Genomic DNA, 23,055 nt, shown 5'->3' with positions numbered 1-23,055 from the left:
ATCTGGCATCGCAGACCGATGCCTTACGAACCGCCTCCCGATCTTGCCGCGCTGAGCCTGAACGAAATCGCCAAACTCGTCGCTGCGCGCAGGCTGCCGCCGGTAGATCAGTGGTCGCCTGCGGAAATCGGCGACAGCGAAATGCGGATCGCCGCCGATGGCCGCTGGTTTCATCAAGGCGGCGAAATTCGCCGCCCGGCGATGGTGCGCGCCTTTGCCTCGCTGCTGATGCGCGACGATGCCGGGCACTGGCTGGTCACGCCTGCGCAGAAGCTGTCGATCGCCGTGGACGATGCAGCCTTCATCGCCATCGACGTCAAGCAGGACGGTGACGCGCTGGTCTTCCGCCTGAACACAGACGATCTGGTGATCGCCGGGCCGGAGCACCCGATCACGGCGCAGGGTGATCCCGAAACGCCTGCGATCTACCTTGCGGTGCGCCACGGCACCCGCGCCCGCCTCAATCGCAGCACTTACGCACAGCTTGTCGAGATTGCCCTGCAGGGCAATGATCTGGCGGTGACAAGCCGCGGCGTAACCTTCCCGCTCGTTCCGGCATGAGCGCCCTGTTCGACGAGATCGCCCGCCGCCTTGCGGCAGGCCACGCCGCCTCTTCGCAGCGGTTGTGGAGCGACAGCCGCATCCGCCATATCGAGACGTTCATCCCCGCCGCCGTGCTGGTCGCCATTACCGAGCGGCCCCGCCCCGGTGTCCTGCTGCTCCATCGCCCTTCGACGATGCGCGCCCATCCCGGCCAGATCGCGTTCCCCGGCGGACGCATCGACCCCGGCGAGACGCCGATCGAGGCCGCGTTGCGCGAAGCCAACGAGGAACTGGGCATCCGCGCCCAAGACGTGCGCGTGATCGGCCCCAGCGACCTTTATCGCACCGGCAGCGGGTATGAGATCACGCCGGTGGTAGCGGTCATCCCGCCTGACCTGCCGATCCACCCAAACCCTGCCGAAGTGGCGCAGTGGTTCGAGGCTCCGGTGGACTTCATCCTCGACCCGGCAAACCAGCACACACGCAGCGTCGAGTTCGAGGGACGCACGCACAGTTTCATCGAGATCGTCTGGAACGACACCCGGCAGGACCACCGCATCTGGGGCGTTACAGGGGCGATCCTTCACAATCTTGCCGTCCGGCTGGACTGGCCGACCGCGCCTGAACGCACTGACTCCGAAAGCACCGACAATGCCTGATGCCCTCGACGCTCCCTGGATGCACCGCGACGATCTTGCTGCGCTGGTCGCCACGCTGGGCAACGGCAATGCGCGCTACGTCGGCGGCGCGGTGCGCGACACGCTGCTGGGCCTGCCGGTGAAGGACATCGACATGGCAACGGTGCTGCGGCCCGATGCCGTCATCGAGCGCCTGAACGCCGCCGCGATCCGCACCGTGCCCACCGGGATCGAGCATGGCACCGTCACGGCCGTGCTGCCCGGCGGCCCTGTGGAGATCACCACGCTGCGCCATGACGTCTCCACCGACGGACGCCGCGCCACGGTGGCCTTTGCCGACGACTGGCGCGAAGACGCCGCCCGGCGCGACTTCACCATCAACGCGCTTTACGCCGATCCGACCAGCGGAGAAATCTTCGACTGGTTCGGCGGGCTGGCCGACCTTGCCGCGCGGCGGGTGCTCTTTATTGGCGACGCCCGCCAGCGCATCCGCGAGGATCACTTGCGAATACTGCGCTACTTCCGCTTTCAGGCGCGCTTCGGCTCCACGCCCGCAGACGACGAGGCCGAAGGCGCCTGCGCGGAACTGGCACCGACGCTCAAGGGCCTGTCGCGCGAACGCGTGGGCATGGAGACGATGAACCTGCTGGGTCTGGCCGATCCCGCCCCCACCGTGCAGCGGATGCATGAACTGGGTGTACTGGCGGTCATCCTGCCCGAAGCCGATCCCGTTGCACTGACCGCGCTTGTCGCCACGGAGCGGGCGCAGGATATCGTGCCGGACGCCGTTCGCCGCCTCGCTGCGCTGCTTCCGGCGCAACCCGCGCTGGCCGAGCAGGTGGCTGCCCGCTTTCGCCTTTCCGCCGCGCAGAAGAAGCGACTGGCGCTGGCCGCCGCGCGCGATGGCCAGCCGGGCGACCCGCGCGCCCTTGCTTATCGCATGGGCCGCGAAGGCGCGCTCGACCGGTTGCTGATCGGCGGCGCGGACGTTTCCGCGCTGGACGGATGGGACATCCCGCAACTGCCGCTGAAGGGCGGGCAGATCGTCGCGCGCGGCGTCGGCGCTGGGCCTGACGTGGCGCGCATCCTGCGCCGGGTGGAGGACCGCTGGATCGCCGAGGGCTTCCCCCCGGCGGACCGCATCGACGCACTGCTTGACGCGGCGCTGGCGGAAACCGCCGGGTGACGCTGGGCGACTTGTCCGCGTTCCTGCTACGGCAACCGCTGCTGGCGCTGACGATCGCGGCGATCCTGCTGGCGGTCAGCACAGGAATGGTCGCCGTCACCCGCCCCCGCCTGGGGCAGGCCATGCGCAATTGCGCCTACCTTGGCCTTGTCGCCGTGCTGCTGCTGACGGTGGCGCAACTGGCGGGACACAACGAACGGTCGGAAGCGGCACTGTGGCTGGACCGCACCCGCCCGGCTCAGATCGTAGGGCGCGAAACGGTGATCTCCATGCGCGCGGACGGCCACTTCTGGGTGCAGGCGAAGTTCAACGGCCAGCCGGTGGACTTCCTGATCGACACCGGGGCGACATACACCGGCATGTCCCACCGCGTGGCCGAACAGGTCGGCATAGAGCCTGACGCGGATGACCGCGGCATGATCCTGGAAACCGCGAACGGGTCCATCGTCGCACGGCGCGGCACTGCGGCGTCGCTGTCCTTCGGCGGGGTGGAGGCCCATTCGCTGCCAGTCGCCATCGGGCCCGACGGCGAAGTCGACACCAACGTCATCGGCATGAACCTGCTGTCGCAGCTTGCCGGCTGGCGGGTGGAGGGCAACCGCCTTATCCTGACGCCGAAGGCCGGATAACGGTCAGCGTCGCGAAAGCCTTTTCGTGGTATGCACCGCCTTATGGACCTTCCCGCAATACTGAACTTCCTTGCCGGCCAGCCGCTACTGGCGCTGGCGTTTGCGAGCATTATCGCCAGTGTTGTGGGCGGAATGCTGCGTGGCGTGCTGCCGCTGCTGGGCGGCTTCGTGCGCGGCGTGGGCAATCTAGGCCTGCTGGCGGCGATGCTGCTGACCATCGCGCAAGTGACGCGCCTGACCACCGGCGCCGACTTCGCGTTCCCGCAGCTGGGCATAGAGCGCCAGAGCGTGGCGGGCGGGGAAACGCGAGTGCCGATGCAGCCCGACGGCCACTTCTGGATCAAGGCCAGCATCAACGGCGTGAAGCGGGATTTCCTGGTCGATACCGGGGCCACCCTGACCGCGATTTCGCCTCAGACTGCGCAGGAAGCAGGGCTGAAGGCCAACCCGCTAAACCGTTCGGTGCTGATGCGCACGGCCAACGGCACGGTGGAGGCCCGGCTTGCGGTGATCGACGAACTGCGCATGGGCAGCGTCGTGGCGCGGGAGATCGACGCGGTGGTGGCGCCCGGCCTTGGCGATGCCAACGTCATCGGCATGAACCTGCTGTCGCGCCTTGCCAGCTGGCGGGTGGAAGGGCGCACGCTGATCCTGGTGCCGCATCATCCGCAGGCGGTGGGAAGTTCGTCCGAAGAGACGTGACGCGAAAAAGGGCGCGCTCACCACGAGCGCGCCCTTTTCGTGCCGGTCCAGCCGGAAGGCTCAGGCCTTGCCGACGACGCTTTCCGGCAGATCCTGCCCGAACACGCGCTGGTAGTATTCGGCCACAAGCATCCGTTCCGTCTCGTCGCACTTGTTGAGGAACGAGAGGCGGAAGGCAAAGCCCACATCGTTGAAGATCGCGGCGTTCTGCGCCCAGGTGATGACCGTGCGCGGACTCATCACGGTCGAGATATCGCCGTTCATGAACCCCTGCCGCGAGAAGTCCGCCACCTTGACCATCCTGGCGATCACGGCCGCGTCGATCTGCGGCACCTTCTTGGCAACGATGCCGGTTTCGGTCTCGCCGGGCAGATAGTTGAGCGCCACGACCAGATTCCAGCGGTCCATCTGGCCCTGGTTGATCTGCTGCGTGCCGTGATAGAGGCCCGAGGTATCGCCAAGGCCCACCGTGTTGGCGGTGGCGAAGAGGCGGAAATTGCGGTCGGGACGAATCACGCGGTTCTGGTCGAGCAGCGTCAGCTTGCCTTCGGTTTCCAGAATGCGCTGGATCACGAACATCACGTCGGGGCGGCCCGCGTCGTATTCGTCGAAGACCAGCGCCACCGGGTGCTGCAGCGCCCAGGGCAGCAGACCTTCGCGGAATTCGGTCACCTGCATGCCGTTGCGCAGCACGATGGCGTCACGGCCGATCAGGTCGATACGGCTGATGTGGGCGTCAAGGTTGATGCGGATGCACGGCCACTTGAGGCGCGCCGCGACCTGTTCGATGTGGGTCGACTTGCCGGTGCCGTGATAGCCCTGCACCATCACGCGGCGGTTGTAGGCAAAGCCAGCCAGAATCGCGAGCGTGGTGTCCGGGTCGAACACGTAAGTCTCGTCAAGGTCGGGCACGCGCTCGTCAGCGATGGAGAAGGCCGGAACCTTCATGTCGATGTCGATCCCGAACGTCTCGCGCACGTCGAGTTCGATGTCAGGAGCGGCCAGGACGGTGGCGTCGCGATTCTCTGTCTGGGTCTTCGAGTCAGTCATTGCGGTCACTCGCGTAAAGGACCGGGCGCTGCATCGCAATAAGCTTTGGCCCAGTTCCTGCGCTCAACTCGCGCATTTGGGAGGGAGGCTGAAAAGGTCGATGAAGCGTTGGGCCAATGCCCGGTCGCCCTCCACCCGCAACCCCGAACCCTCGACCGGCCACTTGCCATAGAACACCGCCAGGAACGGAAAGCCCGCATCTGCCGAGAATATCAGGTCCGGCGGGCTTTCTCCCTCGGCGGAAACCGCGATCGCCAGTTCTCCGTCCGCAAGTCGACCGGTGAAACGCCGGTCGCCCACGTCCAGCCGCACAATCAGGGCCAGATCTCCGATCCGCTCCGGATGGATCATGGTCCGCAAGGACAGCATCAGGGAAACGGGCGTGATCGGCAGCGTCGGATCGTGCAATGTCGAGCGCACTGCCCAGCGCCCCAGTTCCTGCAGCACCGGCTCAAGCGCCAGCCCCCATTCGGTGAGTCGATAAACCTGCGCCAATGCGGGCGGCGGAAGCATCGCGCGGGTGACGATGCCGGTTCGTTCGAGGCTCTCCAGCCGCTCGGTCAGCGTCTTGGCGCTCAGGCCCGGCAGCTCGGCGCGGACCTCGGAGAAACGGCGCGCGCCCAGCATCATCTCGCGTATGATCGGCAGCGACCACCGTTCGCCGATCAGTTCCATCGCGAAGGCCGCCCCGCAGCCATCGCCATACCATCGCCCGTGTACGCGCGGCGCAGGTTCATCCGGCAGGGCCTTCGCAGAAGCAGTTTCTTTTCGTAACTTCATGGTTGCTTTTAGTTACTATCAGGGTCACGCTGAAACAAGAGGCGAATCGCCCGGCATGAGGAGAGACTGCGATGGCACGCATGATTTTCGTCAACCTGCCCGTCACCGACCTTGAGCGCGGCAAATCGTTCTATTCCGCCTTGGGCTTCGTCAACGAGCCGCGCTTCTCGGACGACACCGCCGCATGCATGGTGTGGTCGGACACGATCTTCGTGATGCTCCTGACGCACGACAAGTGGCGCACCTTTACCACGCGCCCCATCCCCGATCCGGGATCAAGCGAGGTGATGCTGTGCCTTTCGTGCGAGAACCGCGACGAAGTGGCCGACCTCAACGCCAGAGCGCGTGGCGCCGGGGGCACTGCCGACATCAATCCGCCGCAGGACTATAGTTTCATGGTCAGCAATGCCTTTGCCGATCCGGACGGCCATGTCTGGGAAGTGATGTGGATGGACCCGGCTGCGGCGTCCGGAGAAATGGAACTGCCGACTGACGCCTGAATGCAGCATGGCAGCCGAAGGAGGAGACGATGCCGATCGATCCGAACGCGGACCTTGAGATCACCGCTTACGAATGGGTGCCCTCCTTCGCGCAGGGACAGGTGCGCGACCTGCGCCCTCGCTGGGCCTGTGAGGAGTACGGCCTGCCTTACAAGGTGCGCCTGATAAGCGCCATCGAACGTCCCGACTGGTATTACGAGGAACAACCGTGGGGCCAGGTCCCGTTCGTGCGCGACGGCGACATCGGTGTGTTCGAAAGCGGCGCCTCCCTGATATACCTTGCCGAGAAGGCAGGCGCCCTGCCCCCGCCGGGCACGCAGCAACGCGCCGGGGTGTTCAGCTGGCTGCTGGCGGCGTTCAACTCGGTCGAGCCGTTCGTGATGGAATACGTCAACTGCACCTTCTTCTCGCGCAAGGAAGAGTGGGCGCAACTGCGTAAGCCATCGTTGACGGAAGCGCTGGAAAAGCGGTTGTCTCGGCTGGAGACGGGTCTGGGCAAGGACGAATGGCTGGCCGGAGAGTTCTCCATCGCCGACATCGCCATGGTTACGGTGCTGCGCGCCGTGCCGGAACCGGCACTGCTGCCGCCCGCTCTCGCTGCATATGTGGAGCGCGGCACGGCCCGCCCGCCATTTGCCCGCGCGCTCGAAGCGCAGCTTGCCCCCTTCGCCATGCACAATCCCAGGAAGCAGAACGCTTAAGGAAGGAGCCTGACATGATCTATGTAGACGGTTTCGTGATCGCCGTTCCCAAGGCCAATAAGGACAAGTTCATCGCCCATGCCGAAACGGGCGATCAGGTCTTCATGCAGCACGGCGCCACGCGCGTCGTCGAATGTTGGCAGGACGACGTGCCCGAAGGCAAGCAGACCGACTTCTTCCGCGCCGTAGACTGCCACGATGACGAAGCGGTCGTCTTCTCCTGGATCGAATGGCCCGACAAGGACACCCGCGAAAAGGGCATGGCCGCCGTCATGGAAGCCATGAAGACCGACCCGCGCATGGACCCGGAGAAAAACCCGATGCCGTTCGACGGAATGCGGATGATCTTCGGCGGGTTCTCCTCTGTCGTCACGCTGGAGGGCTGAACCATGGGCAACCCGGTAGGCAGCTTCATCTGGTACGAACTGATGACAAGCGACGCGGACGCCGCTTCCGCCTTCTACGCCGCCGTCGTCGGCTGGAAGGTGGGCGCCAATGCCATGCCACAGGCAGGCATGGACTATCGCATGATCGAGCGGGTCGAAGCGGACGGCACGCGCGACGGCTACGCCGGCGGCGTCTTCGTGCTGACGGACGAGATGATCGGCCAGGGCGCGAAACCTGGCTGGACCGGCTACATCTACGTCCCCGATGTCGACGCCACCCTTGCCCGCATCGAGGCGGAGGGTGGCTTCGTCCACGTCCGCGCCACCAGCATGGAAGGCGTCGGCCGCTTCGCGATGGTCGCGGACCCGCAAGGCGCGGTATTCTACCTGATGACGCCCGAACCGCCAGCCGACGAACCGGATGCCGCCAGTGACGTCTTCTCGGTGGACAGGCCGCAGACGGTGCGCTGGAACGAACTCATCACCCCGGACGACGACGCGGCGGTGTCTTTCTACACCCGCCATTTCGGCTGGAGCCAGCAGGGTGCGATGCCGATGGGGCCGCTCGGCGACTATCGCTTTCTCGAGCTTGAGGGCGTGTCGATCGGCGCGGTGATGCGTCAGGCGGAGGTCACCCCAGTACCGGGCTGGACCTATTACTTCGGCGTCGATGATATCGACCGCGCGCTGGCAGCGGTGAAGGACGGCGGCGGCAGGCCGATGGGCCAACCGCAGCAGATCCCCGGCGGAGAATTCACCGTCAACGCCTTCGACCCGCAAGGCGCATGGTTCGGCCTTGTAGGGCCTCGCGGATAGCACGCCGAAGAGCGGTTGACGCCGCGCTTTTGTTCCATCAATGTTCCACCCTCATCCAAGGGAGAATCCCGATGGCCGACTATACCTTCTTCACCAACCCGATGTCGCGCGGGCAGATTGCCCGCTGGGCGCTGCACGAAGCCGGGGCGGACTACGAACAGGTTCTTGTCGACTGGAAGGACAAGCCCGCCGCGTTCCTCGACGCGAACCCGATGGCCAAGGTGCCGACCCTGATCCATCACGCCGACGACGGCGACCGGATCGTCACCGAGGCTGCGGCGATCTGCCTCTATCTGGCCGAAATGAACCCGGAGGCCCACCTGCTCCCCAACGACGGTGAAATGGCCGACTACTACCGCTGGACCTTCTTTGCGTCCGGCCCGATCGAACAAGCGATCACCTCGCGCGCGCTCAAGTTCGAGCCGAAGCCGGAGCAGGAGATGATGGCCGGCTGGGGCAGTTTCGACCGCACCATCGCCGCGATCGAGGAAAAGCTGGCAGAGGACGACTGGGTGTGCGGCACCCGCTTCACGATGGCCGACGTCTATGTGGGCAGCGCCATCGACTGGGGCATGACGTTCGGCCTCATCCCCCCACTGCCCCCGCTCGTCGCCTACGCCGAACGATGCCAGGAACGCCCCGCCTATCGCGCCGCCAAGAGCATCGACGGCAAGCTGATAGAGGAGATGAAGAAATGACATCTCACCGCGCGTCTAAAAACCGCGTATGCCTGTGGTACGACGGGGACGCGGAAGAGGCCGCGAACTTCTACGCCACCGTCTTCCCGGATACGCATGTCGACTCCGTCCAGCACGCACCTTCCGATTACCCGGATGGCAAGGCGGGCAATGTGCTGGTGGTCGAGTTCACGGTGATGGGCATTGGCTGCATCGGCCTCAACGGCGGGCCGCAATTTCCGCATTCCGAAGCGTTCTCGTTCCAGGTCGCTACTGATACGCAGGAAGAGACGGACCGCTACTGGAACGCCATCGTCGGCAACGGCGGCGCGGAAAGCATGTGCGGGTGGTGCAAGGACAAGTGGGGCATCAACTGGCAGATCACCCCGCGCGCCCTCACCGATGCGATGGCCAGCCCTGATCGCGCCACCGCGAAACGCGCAATGGAGGCGATGATGACGATGCGCAGGATCGACATCTCCGCCATCGAAGCTGCGGTGGCCGGATGATGGTGAAACCCTGATGCTGGCGCTCTATGGCCACCCGTTCTCGTCCTACACCTGGAAGGCGCAGATCGCTCTTCTCGGCGCGGGGCTGGAGCATGAATTTTGCATCCTCGACGATGACCATCCCGATCATGCGCGGATCGTCGCCATGGCCGGGCCGCAGGGCAAGTTCCCAGTGCTGCAGGATGGGCAGAACCTCATCTTCGAGGCGACGTCAATCATCGAACACGTCCAGCTGCGCCATGTGGAGCCTGACGTGCTGCTGCCATCCGACGCCGAGGCTGCCATCGGCGTCCGGATGCTGGACCGCGTGTTCGACAACTACGTCATGACGCCGATGCAAGACATCGTGAACGAGCACCTTCGCGATCGGGACCGCCCAGACCAGACGCGCATCGGCGAAGCCCGCGAGCGGCTGGAACGCAGCTACGCCTGGCTGGAAGGATGGCTTCAGCATTATTCCGCAGAGGGGCAGGTCACGCTGATTGAATGCGCCGCAGCGCCTTCGCTGTTCTATGCCGACTGGGTGCACCCCATCGCGGACACCTTCCCGCGCCTGAAGGCGTGGCGCGCGCACCTGTTGTCGCTCCTGCCTGTCGCCGCCTGTGTCGAAGCCGCGCGCCCTTATCGCGCCTTCTTTCCACTGGGCGCGCCCGACCGCGATTGAACCTGACTCACATTTGGGAGAGCAAGCATGTCGACCGAACTGTCCGTCACCCGCTACATCGCCGCGCCACCTTCGACGGTGTGGGACGTCATGGCCAATCGCCAGAACGAATGGTGGTGCCCCACTCCCTGGCGCGCCGAAGTGGACGAGCAGGACCGGCGCCCCGGTGGCGTGTGCAAGATGACCATGTACGGTCCCGAGGGCGAAGTGATGCCGCAGAACGGCATCTACCTAGCCTATGACGAGGGCCGCCGTTTCGCCTCGACCGACGCGGTGGTAGAAGACCTTCAGCCCAGCGGCCCGTTCATGATCGGCATCTGGGAAATCGCCCCCGAAGGCGACGGCACCCGCTACACCGCCACTGCCCGCCACTGGAGCGAGGAAACCTGCAAGCAGCACGAAGACATGGGCTTCACGCAAGGATGGGCGGCCTGTGCCGACCAGCTTGCAGCAATCTGCGAGGGAGAAGTTTGAACCGCATCGTCCCGGACTGATCCGGGACGATGGATCACGTAAACGCTGCGGCGTTCCTCAGCAGCTGGTACGCCTCCACCACGGCCTGCAACCGCGCGGCATGGCTGTGATCGCCGCCGTTATGGTCCGGGTGGTACTGGCGAAGCAGGCGCGTGTAGCGCAGGCGCAGGGTCTTGCGGTCGATGTCCGCATCCAGCCCCAGCGTTTCCAGAGCGCGGCGCTCGTTCGGGGTGAAGCGGGCATTCTCTGGCTTCATGTCGGCCCGCCGCCGCTTTACGTGCGCCCGTGCCCGCGCCTGTATCGCTTCGAGGGGGTCCGAGAAATTCGCCCAGTTCGGCGCCTGATCCACACCGGCATCCGGCCGGAAGGCGCGGGTCTGCGTTTCCCAGCCATGCAAGGGCGACTGGGCGCGCATGATCTCTTCGGCTTCCATGCCCTCGAAGTAATCGTAGCCCGAATTGAACTCGCGCACATGGTCCAGGCAGAACCAGCGATAGTCGCCCGGTCCGTCGAAGCCCGACGCCCGCCCGCCAGGCGCACGAAACTCGCCCGCCTCCTCACACCCCGGGCGGGAACATTCGCGCCCGGAGGATTCGTAACGTCCATGAAATCTATGCTGTCTCACCGGCTTCCAGATGGGGCATCGATCGCCTAAATAAAACCCCATGTCCGGACCACTAGAACAGGAAATGCGGCAGCTGCTGACCGCCGCCTTCGCCCCCACGTCGCTGGACGTGGTCAACGATTCCGCCAGCCACAGCGGCCATACCGGCGATGACGGCAGCGGCGAATCGCATTTCACGATCGTGATCGAAAGCCCGCAGTTCGCCGGCGTGTCACGCCTGCAGCGCCAGCGCCTGGTCAATGCCGTTCTGGGCGACATTCCGGGCAACCGCGTCCATGCGGTGGCCATCAAGGCCCGCGCACCGGGCGAGTGAAACGAACCGCCCGTCATCCCGGCGGATACCGGGATGACGGGCCTTGTGCTTCGCCCCCGAACCCGCTTCATCCCTTGTTGCCCTTTGTCGCCCGCGCGATTAAGGCGCGCACCATGCCGACACCTTTGACTTTCGCCGTGCCCAAGGGCCGAATCCTCGACGAGGCGCTGCCGCTGATGGCGCGCGCCGGTGTGATTCCCGAGGCGGAGTTCCATGACAAGAAGTCGCGCGCGCTATCGTTCGCCTGCGAAGGCAGCGACATGCGCCTGATCCGCGTGCGCGCCTTCGATGTCGCCACGTTCGTCGCCCACGGCGCGGCGCAGGTCGGCATAGTCGGATCGGACGTGGTTGAGGAGTTCGCCTATTCCGACCTTTACGCGCCGGTGGACCTTGCCATCGGCCACTGCCGCCTGTCAGTGGCGGAACCGGTGGGAGAGACGGGCGGCGCCCTGCCCTCGCACTTGCGCATCGCCAGCAAGTACCCCAATCTCACCCGCCGCCACTTCGAGAAGCTGGGCGTGCAGGCCGAAGTGGTGAAGCTGAACGGCGCGATGGAACTGGCGCCGTCGCTCGGCTTGTCCAGCCGGATCGTCGATCTCGTATCGACGGGACGCACGCTAAAGGAAAACGGCCTCGTCGAAACCAGCCGCATCCTCGACATTTCCGCACGCCTCATCGTTAACCGCGCCGCGCTCAAGACCGATGAGCGCGTGGCCGCGCTGGTAGAAGCCTTCCGCGCGCTGGTGGCCGAGAAGGAAGCCGCCTGATGCTGCGCCTGTCCAGCAGTGACCCCGGCTTTGCCGAAGCGTTCGCCCGCGTCGTCTCCGACCGTCGCGAAAGCGCGGTCGACGTGGCGGCCGACGTCGCCGCAATCATCCGCGACGTGCGCGAACGCGGCGACGCCGCGCTGGCGGAGCTGACGGCGAAGTTCGACGGCCACGACCTCGACCAGACCGGCTGGAACGTCGACGCGCAGACCTGCAAGGCGGCGTTCGACGCGCTCGACACCGATCTGCGCAAGGCGCTGGAACTGGCTGCGGAACGCATCCGCGCCTATCACGCCGCCCAGCTTCCCGAGAACCGCGATTATACCGACGCCGTCGGCGTGCGCCTCGGTGCCACCTGGAACCCGGTGGATGCAGCGGGCCTCTACGTACCCGGCGGGCGCGCGGCCTACCCGTCGTCGCTGCTGATGAACGCCATCCCCGCCAAGGTCGCGGGCGTGGAGCGGCTCGTCGTCGTTACCCCGACGCCGAAAGGTGAGGTCAACCCGCTGGTGCTCGCCGCCGCGCATCTTGCCGGCGTGGACGAAGTGTGGCGCGTGGGCGGCGCACATGCCGTAGGCGCGCTCGCCTATGGCACTGGCCGCATCGCCCCTGTCGACGTCGTGACAGGCCCCGGCAACGCCTGGGTCGCGGAAGCCAAGCGCCAGCTTTACGGTGTCGTCGGCATCGATATGGTCGCTGGCCCGAGCGAAATCCTCGTCATCGCCGACGCGAAGAACGAACCCGCCCGCATCGCCGCCGACCTTCTCAGCCAGGCCGAGCACGATCCTACCTCGCAGTCGATCCTCATCACCGATGATGCGGCATACGCCGACATGGTGGCCGAAGCGGTCGAACGCGAACTTGCCATGCTGGCGACCGAGCAGACCGCCCGCGAAAGCTGGACCGTCAACGGCGTCATCATCGACGTTGCCAGCTTCGACGAAGCGCCCGCGCTTGCCAACGCCCTGGCCGCAGAGCATGTCGAGATCGCCACCGACAATCCCGAAAGCCTGATGCGCCGCATCCGGCACGCCGGTTCGGTGTTTCTTGGCCGCATGACGCCTGAGGCCGTCGGCGATTACGTCGCCGGGCCGAACCACGTGCTGCCCACCGGGCGCCGGGCGCGGTTCTCCTCGGGCCTTTCGGTCCTCGATTTCATGAAGCGCACCAGCTTCATCCAGCTCGATACCGCGGCGCTGGAGGCCATCGGTCCCGCCGCCGTTGCCCTTGCCGAAGCGGAAGGGCTTCCCGCGCACGCGCGCTCCATTTCCGTAAGGCTGAATCCATGAGCAATCCCAAGCAGAAGCGGGCCGCCGCCCGTCTCGCCGCCGTTCAGGCGCTGTACCAGTTCGACATGGAAGGTACGCCGATGGCCTCCCTGCTCGACGAATTCCACCGCCATCGTCTGGGCATGGAGATCGATGACGCGCAGTTCGTGGCCGCCGAAGTCGCCTTCTTCGACGACGTGGTGAAGGGCACCATCGCCCGCCGCGACGAGATCGACGAACTGCTGGCATCCAAGCTCACCGAAGGCTGGTCGCTCGGCCGTCTCGACAAGACGATGCTGCAGATCATGCGCGCGGGCGCCTACGAACTGCTCGCCCGCGCCGACATTCCGACCGGTGCGGCAATCAGCGAATACCTCGACGTCTGCCACGCCTTCTTCGACCCGCGCGAGGCGAAGTTCCTCAACGGCGTGCTGGATTCGGTGGCGAAGTCCGTCCGCTGAACGGCGAAAGCGCCTTCATCCACGCCCTGCGCGCGATCGCCACCGACCCGGCGGCGCGCAGGCTGGCGGACGACGCCGCAGTGCTGCAGATCGGCGGCGAAGCGCTGGTGCTGACGATGGACACCGTCGTCGAAGGCATCCACTACCTGCCAGACGATCCGCCTGGCGATGTTGCGTGGAAGCTGGTGGCGGTGAACGTCTCAGACCTGTCGGCCAAGGGCGCGGTGCCGGTCGGTTGCCTCTATTCGCATGCCTTGGGTGACACGGCGTGGGACACCGCGTTCCTCGCCGGGCTGGACGAAGCGTGCCGCCGCTTCGCCATTTCGTTGCTGGGCGGCGACACCGTGCGCATGCCACGGGACGCGCCGCGCAGCTTCTCCCTGACCGCGCTGGGCACCGGAACCAGAGGCTCGCCCGTACCATCGCGAACCGCCGTGCAGCCCGGAGACCGGGTATGGGTGAGCGGCACCATCGGCGATGCGGGGCTGGGCCTGAAAGCGGCGCTGGGCGAACTGCATGGCGACCCGAGCGCCGTTGCCGCCCTCCTCGCCCGATACCGCCGCCCCGCGCCGGAGCCGCGGCTTGGTGCCGCGCTGGCCCCGCTGGTCCATGCGATGATGGACGTTTCCGACGGTCTCCTGGTCGATGCCGCCCGCATGGCCGAGGCCAGTGCAACTGCCATCACGCTGGATGTGGGCAGCGTGCCGCTGTCCTCCGCCTTCGTCTCGATGGCGGGGGAAGCCGTGGAAACCCGGCTGACTGCAATGGCTGCGGGTGATGACTACGAACTCCTGTTCACCGCCCCGCCCCGCCATACCAACGCCATATGCCGGGCTGCCGGTGCGCTGGGCCTGCAAGTGACCGCGATCGGGGCCGTCGCGTCAGGCGCAGGCCTGTCTCTGCTGCAAGATGGCATACCGATGCCCCTGCCTGAAAAGCTGGGTTATCAGCACTAAAAAAACCCGCATAAAAAGGCATGCGCGGCCCTTGGTCCACCCGCATGATCAGCTTGAACGATGACCGGGAGCCGGGCTAAGACCCGACCAAAGCCGACGGAAGAAAACATGGAAAAGCAGGTCGAGGCAATCGAGATCATCGGCCGGATCGAAGCGATACCGACGATCCTGGAGACCGTATGTCGCATAACCGGCATGGGCTTTGCAGCGGTTGCCAGGGTCACGGAAAGCGAATGGGTGGCATGCGCCGTTCGTGATGAAATCGACTTCGGCCTTTTGCCGGGCGGCGACCTGAAGCTTGAAACGACCATCTGCAACGAAATCAGGCAGTCTCGGCAGTCGGTCATCATATCCGACACCGCCGAGGATCCGGTCTACCGCGATCACCATACGCCCCGCATCTACGGATTCCGCAGCTATGTGTCGGTGCCGGTGATGCTGGCGAACGGCGAGATGTGGGGAACGCTTTGCGCGATCGATCCCCATCCACGGCTGCTGGACCGGCCCGAGGTACGGAATATCTTCGCGATGTTCGCGGAACTCATCGGCTTCCACCTTAACATGGCCGGGCTCCTCGATGCATCCGAAAACGACCTGAGTGCCGAACGCGCAACCGGTATTCAGCGCGAACAGTTCATAGCCGTCCTTGGCCATGACCTGCGCAATCCGCTGGCATCGGTGCGGGCAGGCATCACGATGATGCGGCGTCGGCCTGACGAGCAGCGGGCGACGACCATCCTGGACAGAATGCAGTCGAGCGTGCTTCGCATGGAGCATCTGGTGGAAGATATTCTGGACTTTTCGCGTGGGCGCATGGGCAGCGGAATCGCGCTTGATCTGGCAGAGACCCAGGTGCCGTCGCTGATCGGTCATGTGATCGACGAGCTGGCCGCACATCACCCGCACCGTGAACTGATCGTTGAAGAACATGCCCACGCGCCGGTGCTTTGCGATCCGGAACGCCTTGCCCAGCTTGTGTCCAACCTGCTGGGTAATGCCGTGACGCATGGATCTGCGGACGAGCCGGTCACCATCACCTGCACCACGGACGAGCGATCGCTTTGCATCGATGTGACCAACGGCGGCAAGGAGATCAGCGAGGAAGCCCGTGCCGCCCTGTTTCAGCCGTTCGAACGCGGCGGACAAAGCGGGGCGCGGGACGGGATCGGTCTAGGCCTGTACATCGCGCAGACCATTGCGAAAGCACACGGCGGCAACATCGACGTCACGTCTTCGGCCGGGAAGACCTGCTTCAGTTTCACCATGCCGCTGCGCCCGAACTGACACGGCGGAGCCGCACTGCAAAGTGCGCCTCGCCGTGCATCGTCCGGCTACCGGGCCCAGCCGCTCCATACCGGTCCACAACCTGCTTGCCACCTGTCCGGCTTCCCTATAGCCCTAGTTGCCTCGAACGGGAAAACCCGTCGTGACACAAAAATGGGAAGGGGACGTCTTCGTGGATATAGTCACGATTTCAATAGTCCTGGGACTTCTGGCCATCGCTTATGGCTTCATCACCAGTCGCCAGGTGCTCAGTGCTCCCGCAGGCTCCGAAAAGATGCAGGAGATCGCCGCCGCAATTCAGGAAGGGGCTCAGGCCTATCTGAAGCGGCAGTATTCCACCATCGCCGTTGTCGGCGTTATCGTTGCGCTGATCCTGGCCTTCACGCTGGGCGCCGTGTCGGCGGTCGGGTTCGTTATCGGCGCCATCCTGTCGGGCGTGGCCGGGTTTATCGGCATGAACATCTCGGTGCGATCGAACGTGCGCACGGCGGCGGCCGCGCAGAAGGGCCTGCAGGACGGGCTGACGCTGGCCTTCCGCGCCGGTGCCATCACCGGCATGCTGGTGGCGGGGCTGGCGCTGCTGGCGATCGCGGTGTTCTACTGGTATCTGACCGGGCCCGCCGGGCATACCGTAGGCGGAGAGGACCGCACCGTGGTGGAGGCGCTGACGGCGCTGGCCTTCGGGGCGTCCCTCATCTCCATTTTCGCGCGACTGGGCGGTGGCATCTTCACCAAGGCCGCCGACGTCGGCGCCGATCTGGTCGGCAAGGTTGAGGCCGGCATCCCCGAGGACGATCCCCGCAACCCCGCCGTCATCGCCGACAACGTGGGCGACAACGTGGGTGACTGCGCTGGCATGGCCGCCGACCTGTTCGAGACTTACGTCGTCACCGTCGGCGCGACGATGGTGCTGACCGCGCTGCTGCTGAAAGGCGCGGACAACCTGTCGGCCATGATGGCGCTGCCGCTGCTGATCGGCGGCGTGTGCATCGTCACCTCCATAATCGGCACGTATTTCGTGCGGCTCGGCGGATCGACCAACATCATGGGCGCCATGTACAAGGGCTTCCTGGTGACGGCGGTGCTCTCCATCCCGGCGATCTGGTGGGCGACCAGCCATGCGCTGGGCGACATGAATGCACCTATCGCGGGCGGCGACTTCACCGGGCGCACGCTGTTCTACTGCGCGCTGGTGGGACTGGCGATCACCGGGCTGATCATCTGGATCACCGAATACTACACGGGCACCAATTACCGCCCGGTGCGCTCCATTGCGAAGGCTTCCGTCACCGGGCACGGCACCAACGTGATCCAGGGGCTGGCCATCAGCCTTGAGGCGACGGCGCTGCCGACGATCGTGATCGTTGCCGGGATCATCGTCGCCTACCAGCTCGCCGGGCTGCTGGGTATTGCCTATGCAGCGACGGCGATGCTGGCGCTGGCGGGCATGGTGGTCGCGCTCGACGCCTACGGGCCGGTCACCGACAACGCGGGCGGCATCGCCGAGATGGCGGGCCTTGACGATGCCGTGCGGGAAAAGACGGACGCGCTCGACGCGGTGGGCAACACCACCAAGGCCGTGACCAAGGGCTATGCCATCGGCTCTGCGGGACTTGCGGCGCTTGTCCTCTTCGCGGCCTATACTACGGACCTCAGGGAATTCTTCCCGCTGCTGGAAGTGAACTTCAGCCTCGAGAATCCCTATGTGATCGTCGGGCTGCTTCTGGGTGCGCTGCTGCCGTACCTGTTCGCGGCGATGGGGATGACGGCGGTTGGCCGCGCGGCGGGCGACGTGGTAGTCGACGTGCGCGAACAGTTCCGCGAAAAGCCGGGCATCATGACGTATGCGGAAAAGCCCGACTATGCCCGCACCGTGGATCTCGTCACCAAGGCGGCGATCAAGGAGATGATCGTGCCTTCACTGCTGCCGGTGCTGGCGCCGATCGCGGTCTACTTCGTCATCGCATGGGTGGCCGGGCCGGAGAACGGCTTTGCGGCGCTGGGCGCGCTGCTGCTGGGCGTGATCGTGGGCGGGCTGTTCGTCGCCCTGTCGATGACGTCGGGCGGCGGTGCATGGGACAACGCCAAGAAGTACATCGAGGACGGGCACCACGGCGGCAAGGGATCGGAGGCGCACAAGGCCGCCGTCACCGGCGATACCGTGGGCGACCCCTACAAGGACACCGCAGGCCCGGCGGTGAACCCGATGATCAAGATCACCAACATCGTCGCGCTGCTCCTGCTGGCGGCGATGGCCGGGAGTTGATGCCGGGGGCATGAAGCGATCGGGCACCGGACGGAGCTTTCCGCACGGTACCTGACCGTTAGCTTTTCCTTGATTTCTGCCGGATAGAGGTACCCCGCAACCCCAGACTGTCTGGCCAACGGGAATTCGCATCAGGTGGCAAGCAAGGCGCATCGCGAGGACGAAGTCCCGGCACTCCATGCCGGGACTTCGCGCGTGACCTGCGTCCCCTGGCGCTCGCTGGAAGCCGAGGTCGCCGCGTGGGACCGTCTTGCCCGCACGGCGGCAGAGCCGAACCCGTTCTTCGAAAGCTGGTACCTGCTTCCTTCGCTGCGTCATCTGCCGGGCACCGACACCGTTTCGATCCTGCGGTTCGAACAGGACGGCAGGATCGCGGGGCTGCTGCCGGTCTTTCGGTCTTCACGCTACTATCGCTGGCCAGTGCCGCAGATTTCCAACTGGCTGCACGACAACTGCTTCTGCGGCGTGCCGCTGGTGGAAGCCGGGGCGGAGGTGCCGTTCTGGCGGGCGGTGCTGGATTGGGCGGATGCGCAGCCGGGACCGGCGCTGTTCATGCATCTGCGCGGCATCGTGGTGGGCGGCCCTATCCACACCTCCCTGCAGATCGCAGCGGCGCAGGATGGCCGGCAAGTCGAAGTCGTCCACCGCGAAGCGCGTGCGATGCTTGCGTCCGATCTTGCCCCCGCTGCCTATCTGGAAACGTCGTTGTCGGGCAAGAAGCGCAAGGAACTGCGGCGGCAGGCAGCCCGCCTTGCAGAAGAGGGCCCCTTGAGCGTCGATCGGCGCGACGACGACGATGGCATCGCGCAGTGGTGCGACGATTTCCTGCGGCTGGAAATGTCCGGGTGGAAGGGGCGAGCGGGTTCCGCGCTCGGCTCCGCGCAGGGCACTGCCCGGCTGTTCCGCGCCAGTCTGGAAGGCGCGGCGGCACAGGGACGGCTTGAAAGGCTGACCCTGACGCTGGACGAGCGCCCTATTGCCATGCTGGCGACGTTCCTGACGCCGCCCGGCGCCTATTCGTTCAAGACCGCCTTCGACGAGGCCTATTCGCGTTATTCTCCCGGAGTGCTGCTGCAGCGGGAAAATCTGGCGATGCTGGAGCGCCCCGAGATTGCATGGAGTGACAGCTGCGCCAGCGCCGACCACCCGATGATCGACCATCTGTGGCGCGAACGTCGCGAAATCGGCAGGCTCTCCATCGCAATCGGCGGCAGCTTGCGCCGTGTCGCCTTTCGCCAGTTCGTGCGCGCCGAAACCGCCCGCCATCCCGCCGGACCCCGATCATGAACGCCCCTGCCCACCCCTTGGCCCCCTCTGCAGTGTTTCCGCAAGGCGCTCGCACGCTGTTCGCCGTCAATTATCCTGAACAGCCCCATACGCTGGCCCATGCGCTGGGCGCGCATCCGCTGATGGAACTGGACGCCCTCGCCCGGCTGGCTGAAGCGTTGCCTGCCCATTCCATCGAATACAACGCCAGTGACCAGCCGGTCGGTGTAGAAGGCAAGCCCGCACAAACCGGCATTCCCATCGGCGAAACCATCCGGAACATCGAGACCGCGCGGTCCTGGGCGGTGCTCAAGAACGTCGAGCAGGAGCCCGCCTACGCCAGGCTGCTCGCCCAGTTGCTGGAAGAAATCCGCCCGGCGATAGAGGCCAGAACCGGGCGCATGCTGAAGACGCAGGCCTTCATCTTCATCACCAGCGCAGGCGGGGTAACGCCTTACCACTTCGATCCCGAGCACAACATCCTGCTGCAGGTGCGCGGATCGAAGGTGATGACGCAGTTTCCCGCCGGAAACGCGCTTTACGCGCCCGACGAAGTTCACGAAACCTACCACACCGGCGGCGGGCGCGAACTGAAGTGGCGGGACGAACTGCTGGCGGGCGGTCGCGAATTTGCGCTGGGTCCGGGCGAAGCGGTCTACGTGCCGGTTATGGCTCCGCATTTCGTGCGCAACGGGCCAGCGCCGTCAGTGTCGTTCTCCATCACCTGGCGGTCGGAATGGAGCTTTGCCGAAGCCGATGCGCGCGCCTTCAACGGGCTGCTGCGCCGCATCGGCATCCGGCCTGCCGCGCCCGGACGCTGGCCGGCCCGCAACCGTGCCAAGGCGCTGGGCTGGCGCATCGCACGCAGACTGGGCCTCTGAACGCTATCAGCCCCGGCGCGTGGTTTCCCGGCGCAAATCGATCACGCGACCGCCGCGATGTTCGATCACCACGTCCGACGCTTCCGGCTCGTTGACGAGATCATCGAACAGCGCGCGATAGTGGATCATCGCGCGGCGCAATTCCTCCGTTTCTGCACCGCCCTGAGCATGGTTCTGCGCGATGGCGTGGCCGGTGCGGTAATGCGCGACCACCTCGGCATGATCGACTGACAGATCTTCGTACCGCTGCTCCAGATCGACCGTTGGATAGCCGCGCGCCGTCATTACATCGGTCAGTAGCACGTCGGCCTGGGTAACGGCGCCTGCGGGATCATCGACGAAGCGGGCCTGCACTTGCCGCCATGCGACGATGAACGTCTCGCGCTGGGCCAGGGTCAGCGGATGGATATGAAACTCGGCGACCCGCTGCTCGCGATCGTGCAGGACGGTCTCTCCCCGATGCACCCCGCCCGCCGCATCGACGGCGCGGTGGTACTCCTCTCCATACCGGTCCCGAAGCTGGGCGGAATGGCGCCGGCGCATGGCTGTAACCGCTATCCCGATGACCACGGCCAGCACGATCAGGCCTATCGCGATGGCAAGGGCGCCAGATGTCGTCACGTCGGTTCTCCGGTTTACGTCATTCCTGTCAGGACTTGAACCGGCCAGCGCCGATTCCGTTTCCCGACCTGCCGCAAGGAAGAGGCCGCCTATCCGCCCGGATGGTAGAAGTCGTAGATGGTCTGCGCCACTGCCACGCTGACGCCGGGGGCGCGACGCAGGTCTTCGAGGCTTGCGGCGCGGACCTTGCTGGCGGTGCCGAAGTGGAGCAGCAGCGCGCGCTTGCGGGCCGGCCCGATGCCGGGAATTTCGTCCAGCGGGCTGGCGGTGATCGCACGGCTGCGCTTGGCCCGGTGCGCGCCAATGACGAAACGGTGCACTTCGTCGCGCAGCCGCTGCAGGTGGAACAGCACGGGCGAATTGACCGGCAGCATCTTTTCCCGGCCGTCGGGGAAGTGGAACACCTCGCGCCCCTCGCGCCCGTGATGCGGCCCCTTGGCGATGGCGATGAGGTTGACGTCCTCTATGCCGAGTTCCTCCAGCGCGTCCTTCACCGCGTTCATCTGGCCCTTGCCGCCGTCGATCAGGACAAGGTCGGGCCAGGTGCCGCCGGTACGCTCGGGATCTTCTTCCTGCACCCGCCCGAACCGGCGCGTCATGACTTCGCGCATCATGGCATAGTCGTCGTCGGTCTGCGCGCTGCGGATGTTGAACTTGCGATACTGGCTGGTCTGGAAGCCGTCAGGCCCGGCCACCACCATCGCGCCCAATGCCTTGGTGCCGGAAATATGGCTGTTGTCGTAGACTTCGACGCGCTGGGGCAGATCGGCCAGCTCCAAGAAATCGGCCATCTCGCGCCAGACTTTGGCCTGGGTGCCGCGCTCTGCGAGACGACGGTCCAGCGCTTCCACCGCGTTACGGGTGGCTTGCGCCATCAGCTGGCGACGATTGCCGCGCTGCGGGACGGATATGTCCACCTTGCCGCCCGCCCCTTCGCGCAGGGCTTCGGCGATGAGGGCCGCCTCGGGCAGCTCGCGGTCGATCAGGATACAGCGCGCAGGCGGCACTTCCTCGTAGAACTGGGCCAGGAACGCCTGCATCACTTCCTCCTCGCTCAGTCCCTCGGTGTGCGTGGGGAAGAACGCGCGGTGGCCCCAGTTCTGGCCGCCGCGGATGAAGAAGGCCTGGACCCCGATCTGCCCGCCCTTGCTGGCCATCGCGAAGATGTCGGCATTGTCGAGCCCATCGGCATTGATTGCCTGGCTGCCCTGGATGAAGGTGGCCGCGCGCAGCCGGTCGCGCAGCATCGCGGCGCGCTCGAAGTCGAGGTCGGCAGCGGCTTCGGCCATCTGCGCCTCGATCTTGCGCTGCACCGCGCTTGATCGACCGCCAAGAAAGTCCTTCGCCTCCTGCACCAGTTCTGCATAACCCGCCGCATCTATCCGATCGACGCAGGGGGCCGAGCAGCGCTTGATCTGGTACAGCAGGCAGGGCCGGTCGCGCCGGGCGAAGAAGCTGTCGGTGCAGCTGCGCAGCAGGAACAGCTTCTGCAGCGCGTTGATCGTGGTGTTCACCGAACCGGCGCTGGCGAAGGGGCCGTAGTAATTGCCCTTCATCCGTCGCGCGCCACGATGCTTCATGATGCGCGGAAAGTCGTGATCGGTGCGCAGCAGGATGAACGGGAACGACTTGTCGTCCCGCAGAAGCACGTTGTACGCCGGGCGGAAGCGCTTGATGAGCTGCGCTTCCAGCAGCAACGCCTCGGCCTCGGAATTGGTCGTGACGATGGTCATCGAGCGGGTCTGGCTGACCATGCGCTGCAGGCGGCCCGGCAGGCGTTCCCACTGCGTGTAGTTGGCCACGCGGTTGCGCAGCACCCGTGCCTTGCCGACGTAGAGCACGTCGCCGCGCGCGTCCTGCATGCGGTAGACGCCGGGCTTGGCGGGCAGCGTGCGGACGGTGTCGCGGATCACTTCCACCCCAGCCTGCAGGTCCGGCTGGTCCGAGCCGCGCACGCTGTAGGTCGCCCGCTCCTCGTTGAAGCGTTCGAGGCGGTTGGGTTGATCGGGAGTGCCGGCGGGTGTGCTACCGGATGTTCTGGCCATGTTCGTGCAGATAGGGAAGAAATGGCCGGATCGGTAGCCCCCGACCC

Annotated in this window: 27 protein-coding genes; 22 read left to right on the top strand and 5 right to left on the bottom strand. The window is 65.7% G+C overall.

The window, feature by feature from the left end; all coding sequences use genetic code 11:
• Window positions 1-18: 18 nt before the first annotated feature.
• The 5 genes from GGR40_RS02440 to GGR40_RS02420 are packed head-to-tail and all read left to right on the top strand — an operon-like array spanning window position 19 to window position 3,698.
• Window positions 19-561 carry a DUF1285 domain-containing protein gene (locus tag GGR40_RS02440; protein WP_429274604.1) on the top strand — a complete coding sequence of 181 codons (543 nt, stop codon included), beginning with the start codon at window positions 19-21 and terminating at the stop codon, window positions 559-561.
• On the top strand, window positions 558-1,202 hold the full coding sequence (locus GGR40_RS02435; RefSeq protein WP_429274603.1) for a CoA pyrophosphatase: 645 nt from the start codon (window positions 558-560) through the stop codon (window positions 1,200-1,202). Before GGR40_RS02440 ends, GGR40_RS02435 begins: the two co-directional genes overlap by 4 nt.
• Complete coding sequence (locus tag GGR40_RS02430) at window positions 1,195-2,367, top strand: CCA tRNA nucleotidyltransferase (RefSeq protein WP_429274602.1); 1,173 nt, start codon at window positions 1,195-1,197, stop codon at window positions 2,365-2,367. Before GGR40_RS02435 ends, GGR40_RS02430 begins: the two co-directional genes overlap by 8 nt.
• Complete coding sequence (locus GGR40_RS02425; protein ID WP_429274601.1) at window positions 2,364-2,996, top strand: retropepsin-like aspartic protease family protein; 633 nt, start codon at window positions 2,364-2,366, stop codon at window positions 2,994-2,996. Before GGR40_RS02430 ends, GGR40_RS02425 begins: the two co-directional genes overlap by 4 nt.
• 42 nt (window positions 2,997-3,038) lie before the next feature.
• A complete protein-coding gene (locus tag GGR40_RS02420) occupies window positions 3,039-3,698 on the top strand; it encodes a retropepsin-like aspartic protease family protein (protein WP_429274600.1) in 660 nt (219 codons plus the stop codon).
• Window positions 3,699-3,758: 60 nt separating this feature from the next.
• Here GGR40_RS02420 and cobS read toward each other — a convergent pair whose 3' ends face one another.
• Window positions 3,759-4,748: a cobaltochelatase subunit CobS gene (cobS, locus tag GGR40_RS02415; RefSeq protein WP_429274599.1), complete on the bottom strand. Its 990-nt coding sequence runs from the start codon at window positions 4,746-4,748 to the stop codon at window positions 3,759-3,761.
• A 63-nt stretch (window positions 4,749-4,811) separates the two neighbouring features.
• On the bottom strand, window positions 4,812-5,528 hold the full coding sequence (locus tag GGR40_RS02410; RefSeq protein WP_429274598.1) for a winged helix-turn-helix transcriptional regulator: 717 nt from the start codon (window positions 5,526-5,528) through the stop codon (window positions 4,812-4,814).
• Window positions 5,529-5,599: 71 nt separating this feature from the next.
• On the opposite strand from GGR40_RS02410, the gene GGR40_RS02405 reads away from it, so the two are divergent.
• The 8 genes from GGR40_RS02405 to GGR40_RS02370 all read left to right on the top strand — a co-directional run bounded on the left by GGR40_RS02405 (window position 5,600) and on the right by GGR40_RS02370 (window position 10,255).
• On the top strand, window positions 5,600-6,028 hold the full coding sequence (locus GGR40_RS02405) for a VOC family protein (RefSeq protein ID WP_429274597.1): 429 nt from the start codon (window positions 5,600-5,602) through the stop codon (window positions 6,026-6,028).
• A 29-nt stretch (window positions 6,029-6,057) separates the two neighbouring features.
• Window positions 6,058-6,729 (top strand): glutathione S-transferase family protein, encoded by a 672-nt coding sequence (locus tag GGR40_RS02400; RefSeq protein WP_429274596.1) that lies wholly within the window; start codon window positions 6,058-6,060, stop codon window positions 6,727-6,729.
• Window positions 6,730-6,743: 14 nt separating this feature from the next.
• On the top strand, window positions 6,744-7,115 hold the full coding sequence (locus GGR40_RS02395) for a DUF1428 domain-containing protein (RefSeq protein WP_429274595.1): 372 nt from the start codon (window positions 6,744-6,746) through the stop codon (window positions 7,113-7,115).
• Between the two features lie 3 nt (window positions 7,116-7,118).
• Complete coding sequence (locus GGR40_RS02390; RefSeq protein ID WP_429274594.1) at window positions 7,119-7,931, top strand: VOC family protein; 813 nt, start codon at window positions 7,119-7,121, stop codon at window positions 7,929-7,931.
• Between the two features lie 71 nt (window positions 7,932-8,002).
• Window positions 8,003-8,629: a glutathione S-transferase family protein gene (locus tag GGR40_RS02385; RefSeq protein WP_429274593.1), complete on the top strand. Its 627-nt coding sequence runs from the start codon at window positions 8,003-8,005 to the stop codon at window positions 8,627-8,629.
• On the top strand, window positions 8,626-9,117 hold the full coding sequence (locus GGR40_RS02380) for a VOC family protein (protein ID WP_429274592.1): 492 nt from the start codon (window positions 8,626-8,628) through the stop codon (window positions 9,115-9,117). The genes GGR40_RS02385 and GGR40_RS02380 overlap by 4 nt, the downstream gene beginning before the upstream one ends.
• A 13-nt stretch (window positions 9,118-9,130) precedes the next feature.
• Window positions 9,131-9,781: a glutathione S-transferase family protein gene (locus GGR40_RS02375; RefSeq protein ID WP_429274591.1), complete on the top strand. Its 651-nt coding sequence runs from the start codon at window positions 9,131-9,133 to the stop codon at window positions 9,779-9,781.
• Window positions 9,782-9,808: 27 nt separating this feature from the next.
• Window positions 9,809-10,255 (top strand): SRPBCC domain-containing protein, encoded by a 447-nt coding sequence (locus tag GGR40_RS02370; protein WP_429274590.1) that lies wholly within the window; start codon window positions 9,809-9,811, stop codon window positions 10,253-10,255.
• A 34-nt stretch (window positions 10,256-10,289) separates the two neighbouring features.
• Here the strand turns inward: GGR40_RS02370 and GGR40_RS02365 are convergent, their stop codons facing one another.
• Entirely contained in the window at window positions 10,290-10,880 is a 591-nt protein-coding gene (locus tag GGR40_RS02365) for a J domain-containing protein (protein WP_429274589.1), read from the bottom strand.
• 40 nt (window positions 10,881-10,920) lie between these two features.
• On the opposite strand from GGR40_RS02365, the gene GGR40_RS02360 reads away from it, so the two are divergent.
• From GGR40_RS02360 to GGR40_RS02320, 9 genes are all read left to right on the top strand, one after another.
• Window positions 10,921-11,193 carry a BolA family protein gene (locus GGR40_RS02360; protein ID WP_429274588.1) on the top strand — a complete coding sequence of 91 codons (273 nt, stop codon included), beginning with the start codon at window positions 10,921-10,923 and terminating at the stop codon, window positions 11,191-11,193.
• Between the two features lie 113 nt (window positions 11,194-11,306).
• Entirely contained in the window at window positions 11,307-11,960 is a 654-nt protein-coding gene (hisG, locus tag GGR40_RS02355; protein WP_429274587.1) for an ATP phosphoribosyltransferase, read from the top strand.
• Complete coding sequence (hisD, locus tag GGR40_RS02350; RefSeq protein ID WP_429274586.1) at window positions 11,960-13,249, top strand: histidinol dehydrogenase; 1,290 nt, start codon at window positions 11,960-11,962, stop codon at window positions 13,247-13,249. The genes hisG and hisD overlap by 1 nt, the downstream gene beginning before the upstream one ends.
• Window positions 13,246-13,689, top strand: a complete 444-nt coding sequence (gene nusB, locus GGR40_RS02345; protein ID WP_429274585.1) for a transcription antitermination factor NusB — start codon at window positions 13,246-13,248, stop codon at window positions 13,687-13,689. Before hisD ends, nusB begins: the two co-directional genes overlap by 4 nt.
• Window positions 13,686-14,645 carry a thiamine-phosphate kinase gene (gene thiL, locus GGR40_RS02340; protein WP_429275200.1) on the top strand — a complete coding sequence of 320 codons (960 nt, stop codon included), beginning with the start codon at window positions 13,686-13,688 and terminating at the stop codon, window positions 14,643-14,645. Before nusB ends, thiL begins: the two co-directional genes overlap by 4 nt.
• A gap of 108 nt (window positions 14,646-14,753) precedes the next feature.
• The gene (locus GGR40_RS02335) at window positions 14,754-15,929 is read left to right on the top strand and encodes a sensor histidine kinase (protein ID WP_429274584.1); all 1,176 of its coding nucleotides are present in this window, start codon (window positions 14,754-14,756) and stop codon (window positions 15,927-15,929) included.
• 172 nt (window positions 15,930-16,101) lie between these two features.
• Window positions 16,102-18,195 (top strand): sodium-translocating pyrophosphatase, encoded by a 2,094-nt coding sequence (locus tag GGR40_RS02330; protein WP_429274583.1) that lies wholly within the window; start codon window positions 16,102-16,104, stop codon window positions 18,193-18,195.
• 135 nt (window positions 18,196-18,330) lie between these two features.
• Window positions 18,331-19,482 carry a GNAT family N-acetyltransferase gene (locus GGR40_RS02325; RefSeq protein ID WP_429274582.1) on the top strand — a complete coding sequence of 384 codons (1,152 nt, stop codon included), beginning with the start codon at window positions 18,331-18,333 and terminating at the stop codon, window positions 19,480-19,482.
• Window positions 19,479-20,342, top strand: coding sequence for a cupin-like domain-containing protein (locus GGR40_RS02320; protein ID WP_429274581.1), 864 nt, complete (start codon window positions 19,479-19,481; stop codon window positions 20,340-20,342). The genes GGR40_RS02325 and GGR40_RS02320 overlap by 4 nt, the downstream gene beginning before the upstream one ends.
• 6 nt (window positions 20,343-20,348) lie before the next feature.
• On the opposite strand, the gene GGR40_RS02315 is transcribed toward GGR40_RS02320, so the two are convergent.
• Both GGR40_RS02315 and uvrC read right to left on the bottom strand, forming a co-directional pair.
• On the bottom strand, window positions 20,349-20,963 hold the full coding sequence (locus tag GGR40_RS02315; RefSeq protein ID WP_429274580.1) for a hypothetical protein: 615 nt from the start codon (window positions 20,961-20,963) through the stop codon (window positions 20,349-20,351).
• An 89-nt stretch (window positions 20,964-21,052) separates the two neighbouring features.
• Window positions 21,053-23,008, bottom strand: a complete 1,956-nt coding sequence (uvrC, locus tag GGR40_RS02310; protein ID WP_429274579.1) for an excinuclease ABC subunit UvrC — start codon at window positions 23,006-23,008, stop codon at window positions 21,053-21,055.
• Window positions 23,009-23,055: the final 47 nt, after the last annotated feature.

This window comes from Novosphingobium gossypii (assembly GCF_050433305.1).
In the GTDB taxonomy this organism is placed as follows: Bacteria; Pseudomonadota; Alphaproteobacteria; order Sphingomonadales; family Sphingomonadaceae; genus Novosphingobium; species Novosphingobium gossypii.
This window is presented reverse-complemented; position numbering and strand designations above follow the sequence as displayed.

Coding starts and splice junctions, on each gene's coding strand:
- cobS (WP_429274599.1), bottom strand. CDS start 4,748: ATGACTGACTCGAAGACCCAGACAGAGAATCGCGACGCCACCGTCCTG.
- nusB (WP_429274585.1), top strand. CDS start 13,246: ATGAGCAATCCCAAGCAGAAGCGGGCCGCCGCCCGTCTCGCCGCCGTT.
- GGR40_RS02360 (WP_429274588.1), top strand. CDS start 10,921: ATGTCCGGACCACTAGAACAGGAAATGCGGCAGCTGCTGACCGCCGCC.
- hisD (WP_429274586.1), top strand. CDS start 11,960: ATGCTGCGCCTGTCCAGCAGTGACCCCGGCTTTGCCGAAGCGTTCGCC.
- GGR40_RS02405 (WP_429274597.1), top strand. CDS start 5,600: ATGGCACGCATGATTTTCGTCAACCTGCCCGTCACCGACCTTGAGCGC.
- GGR40_RS02400 (WP_429274596.1), top strand. CDS start 6,058: ATGCCGATCGATCCGAACGCGGACCTTGAGATCACCGCTTACGAATGG.
- hisG (WP_429274587.1), top strand. CDS start 11,307: ATGCCGACACCTTTGACTTTCGCCGTGCCCAAGGGCCGAATCCTCGAC.
- GGR40_RS02320 (WP_429274581.1), top strand. CDS start 19,479: ATGAACGCCCCTGCCCACCCCTTGGCCCCCTCTGCAGTGTTTCCGCAA.
- GGR40_RS02380 (WP_429274592.1), top strand. CDS start 8,626: ATGACATCTCACCGCGCGTCTAAAAACCGCGTATGCCTGTGGTACGAC.
- GGR40_RS02395 (WP_429274595.1), top strand. CDS start 6,744: ATGATCTATGTAGACGGTTTCGTGATCGCCGTTCCCAAGGCCAATAAG.
- GGR40_RS02435 (WP_429274603.1), top strand. CDS start 558: ATGAGCGCCCTGTTCGACGAGATCGCCCGCCGCCTTGCGGCAGGCCAC.
- GGR40_RS02375 (WP_429274591.1), top strand. CDS start 9,131: ATGCTGGCGCTCTATGGCCACCCGTTCTCGTCCTACACCTGGAAGGCG.
- GGR40_RS02335 (WP_429274584.1), top strand. CDS start 14,754: ATGGAAAAGCAGGTCGAGGCAATCGAGATCATCGGCCGGATCGAAGCG.
- GGR40_RS02430 (WP_429274602.1), top strand. CDS start 1,195: ATGCCTGATGCCCTCGACGCTCCCTGGATGCACCGCGACGATCTTGCT.
- GGR40_RS02385 (WP_429274593.1), top strand. CDS start 8,003: ATGGCCGACTATACCTTCTTCACCAACCCGATGTCGCGCGGGCAGATT.
- GGR40_RS02440 (WP_429274604.1), top strand. CDS start 19: ATGCCTTACGAACCGCCTCCCGATCTTGCCGCGCTGAGCCTGAACGAA.
- GGR40_RS02410 (WP_429274598.1), bottom strand. CDS start 5,528: ATGAAGTTACGAAAAGAAACTGCTTCTGCGAAGGCCCTGCCGGATGAA.
- uvrC (WP_429274579.1), bottom strand. CDS start 23,008: ATGGCCAGAACATCCGGTAGCACACCCGCCGGCACTCCCGATCAACCC.
- GGR40_RS02420 (WP_429274600.1), top strand. CDS start 3,039: ATGGACCTTCCCGCAATACTGAACTTCCTTGCCGGCCAGCCGCTACTG.
- GGR40_RS02390 (WP_429274594.1), top strand. CDS start 7,119: ATGGGCAACCCGGTAGGCAGCTTCATCTGGTACGAACTGATGACAAGC.
- GGR40_RS02370 (WP_429274590.1), top strand. CDS start 9,809: ATGTCGACCGAACTGTCCGTCACCCGCTACATCGCCGCGCCACCTTCG.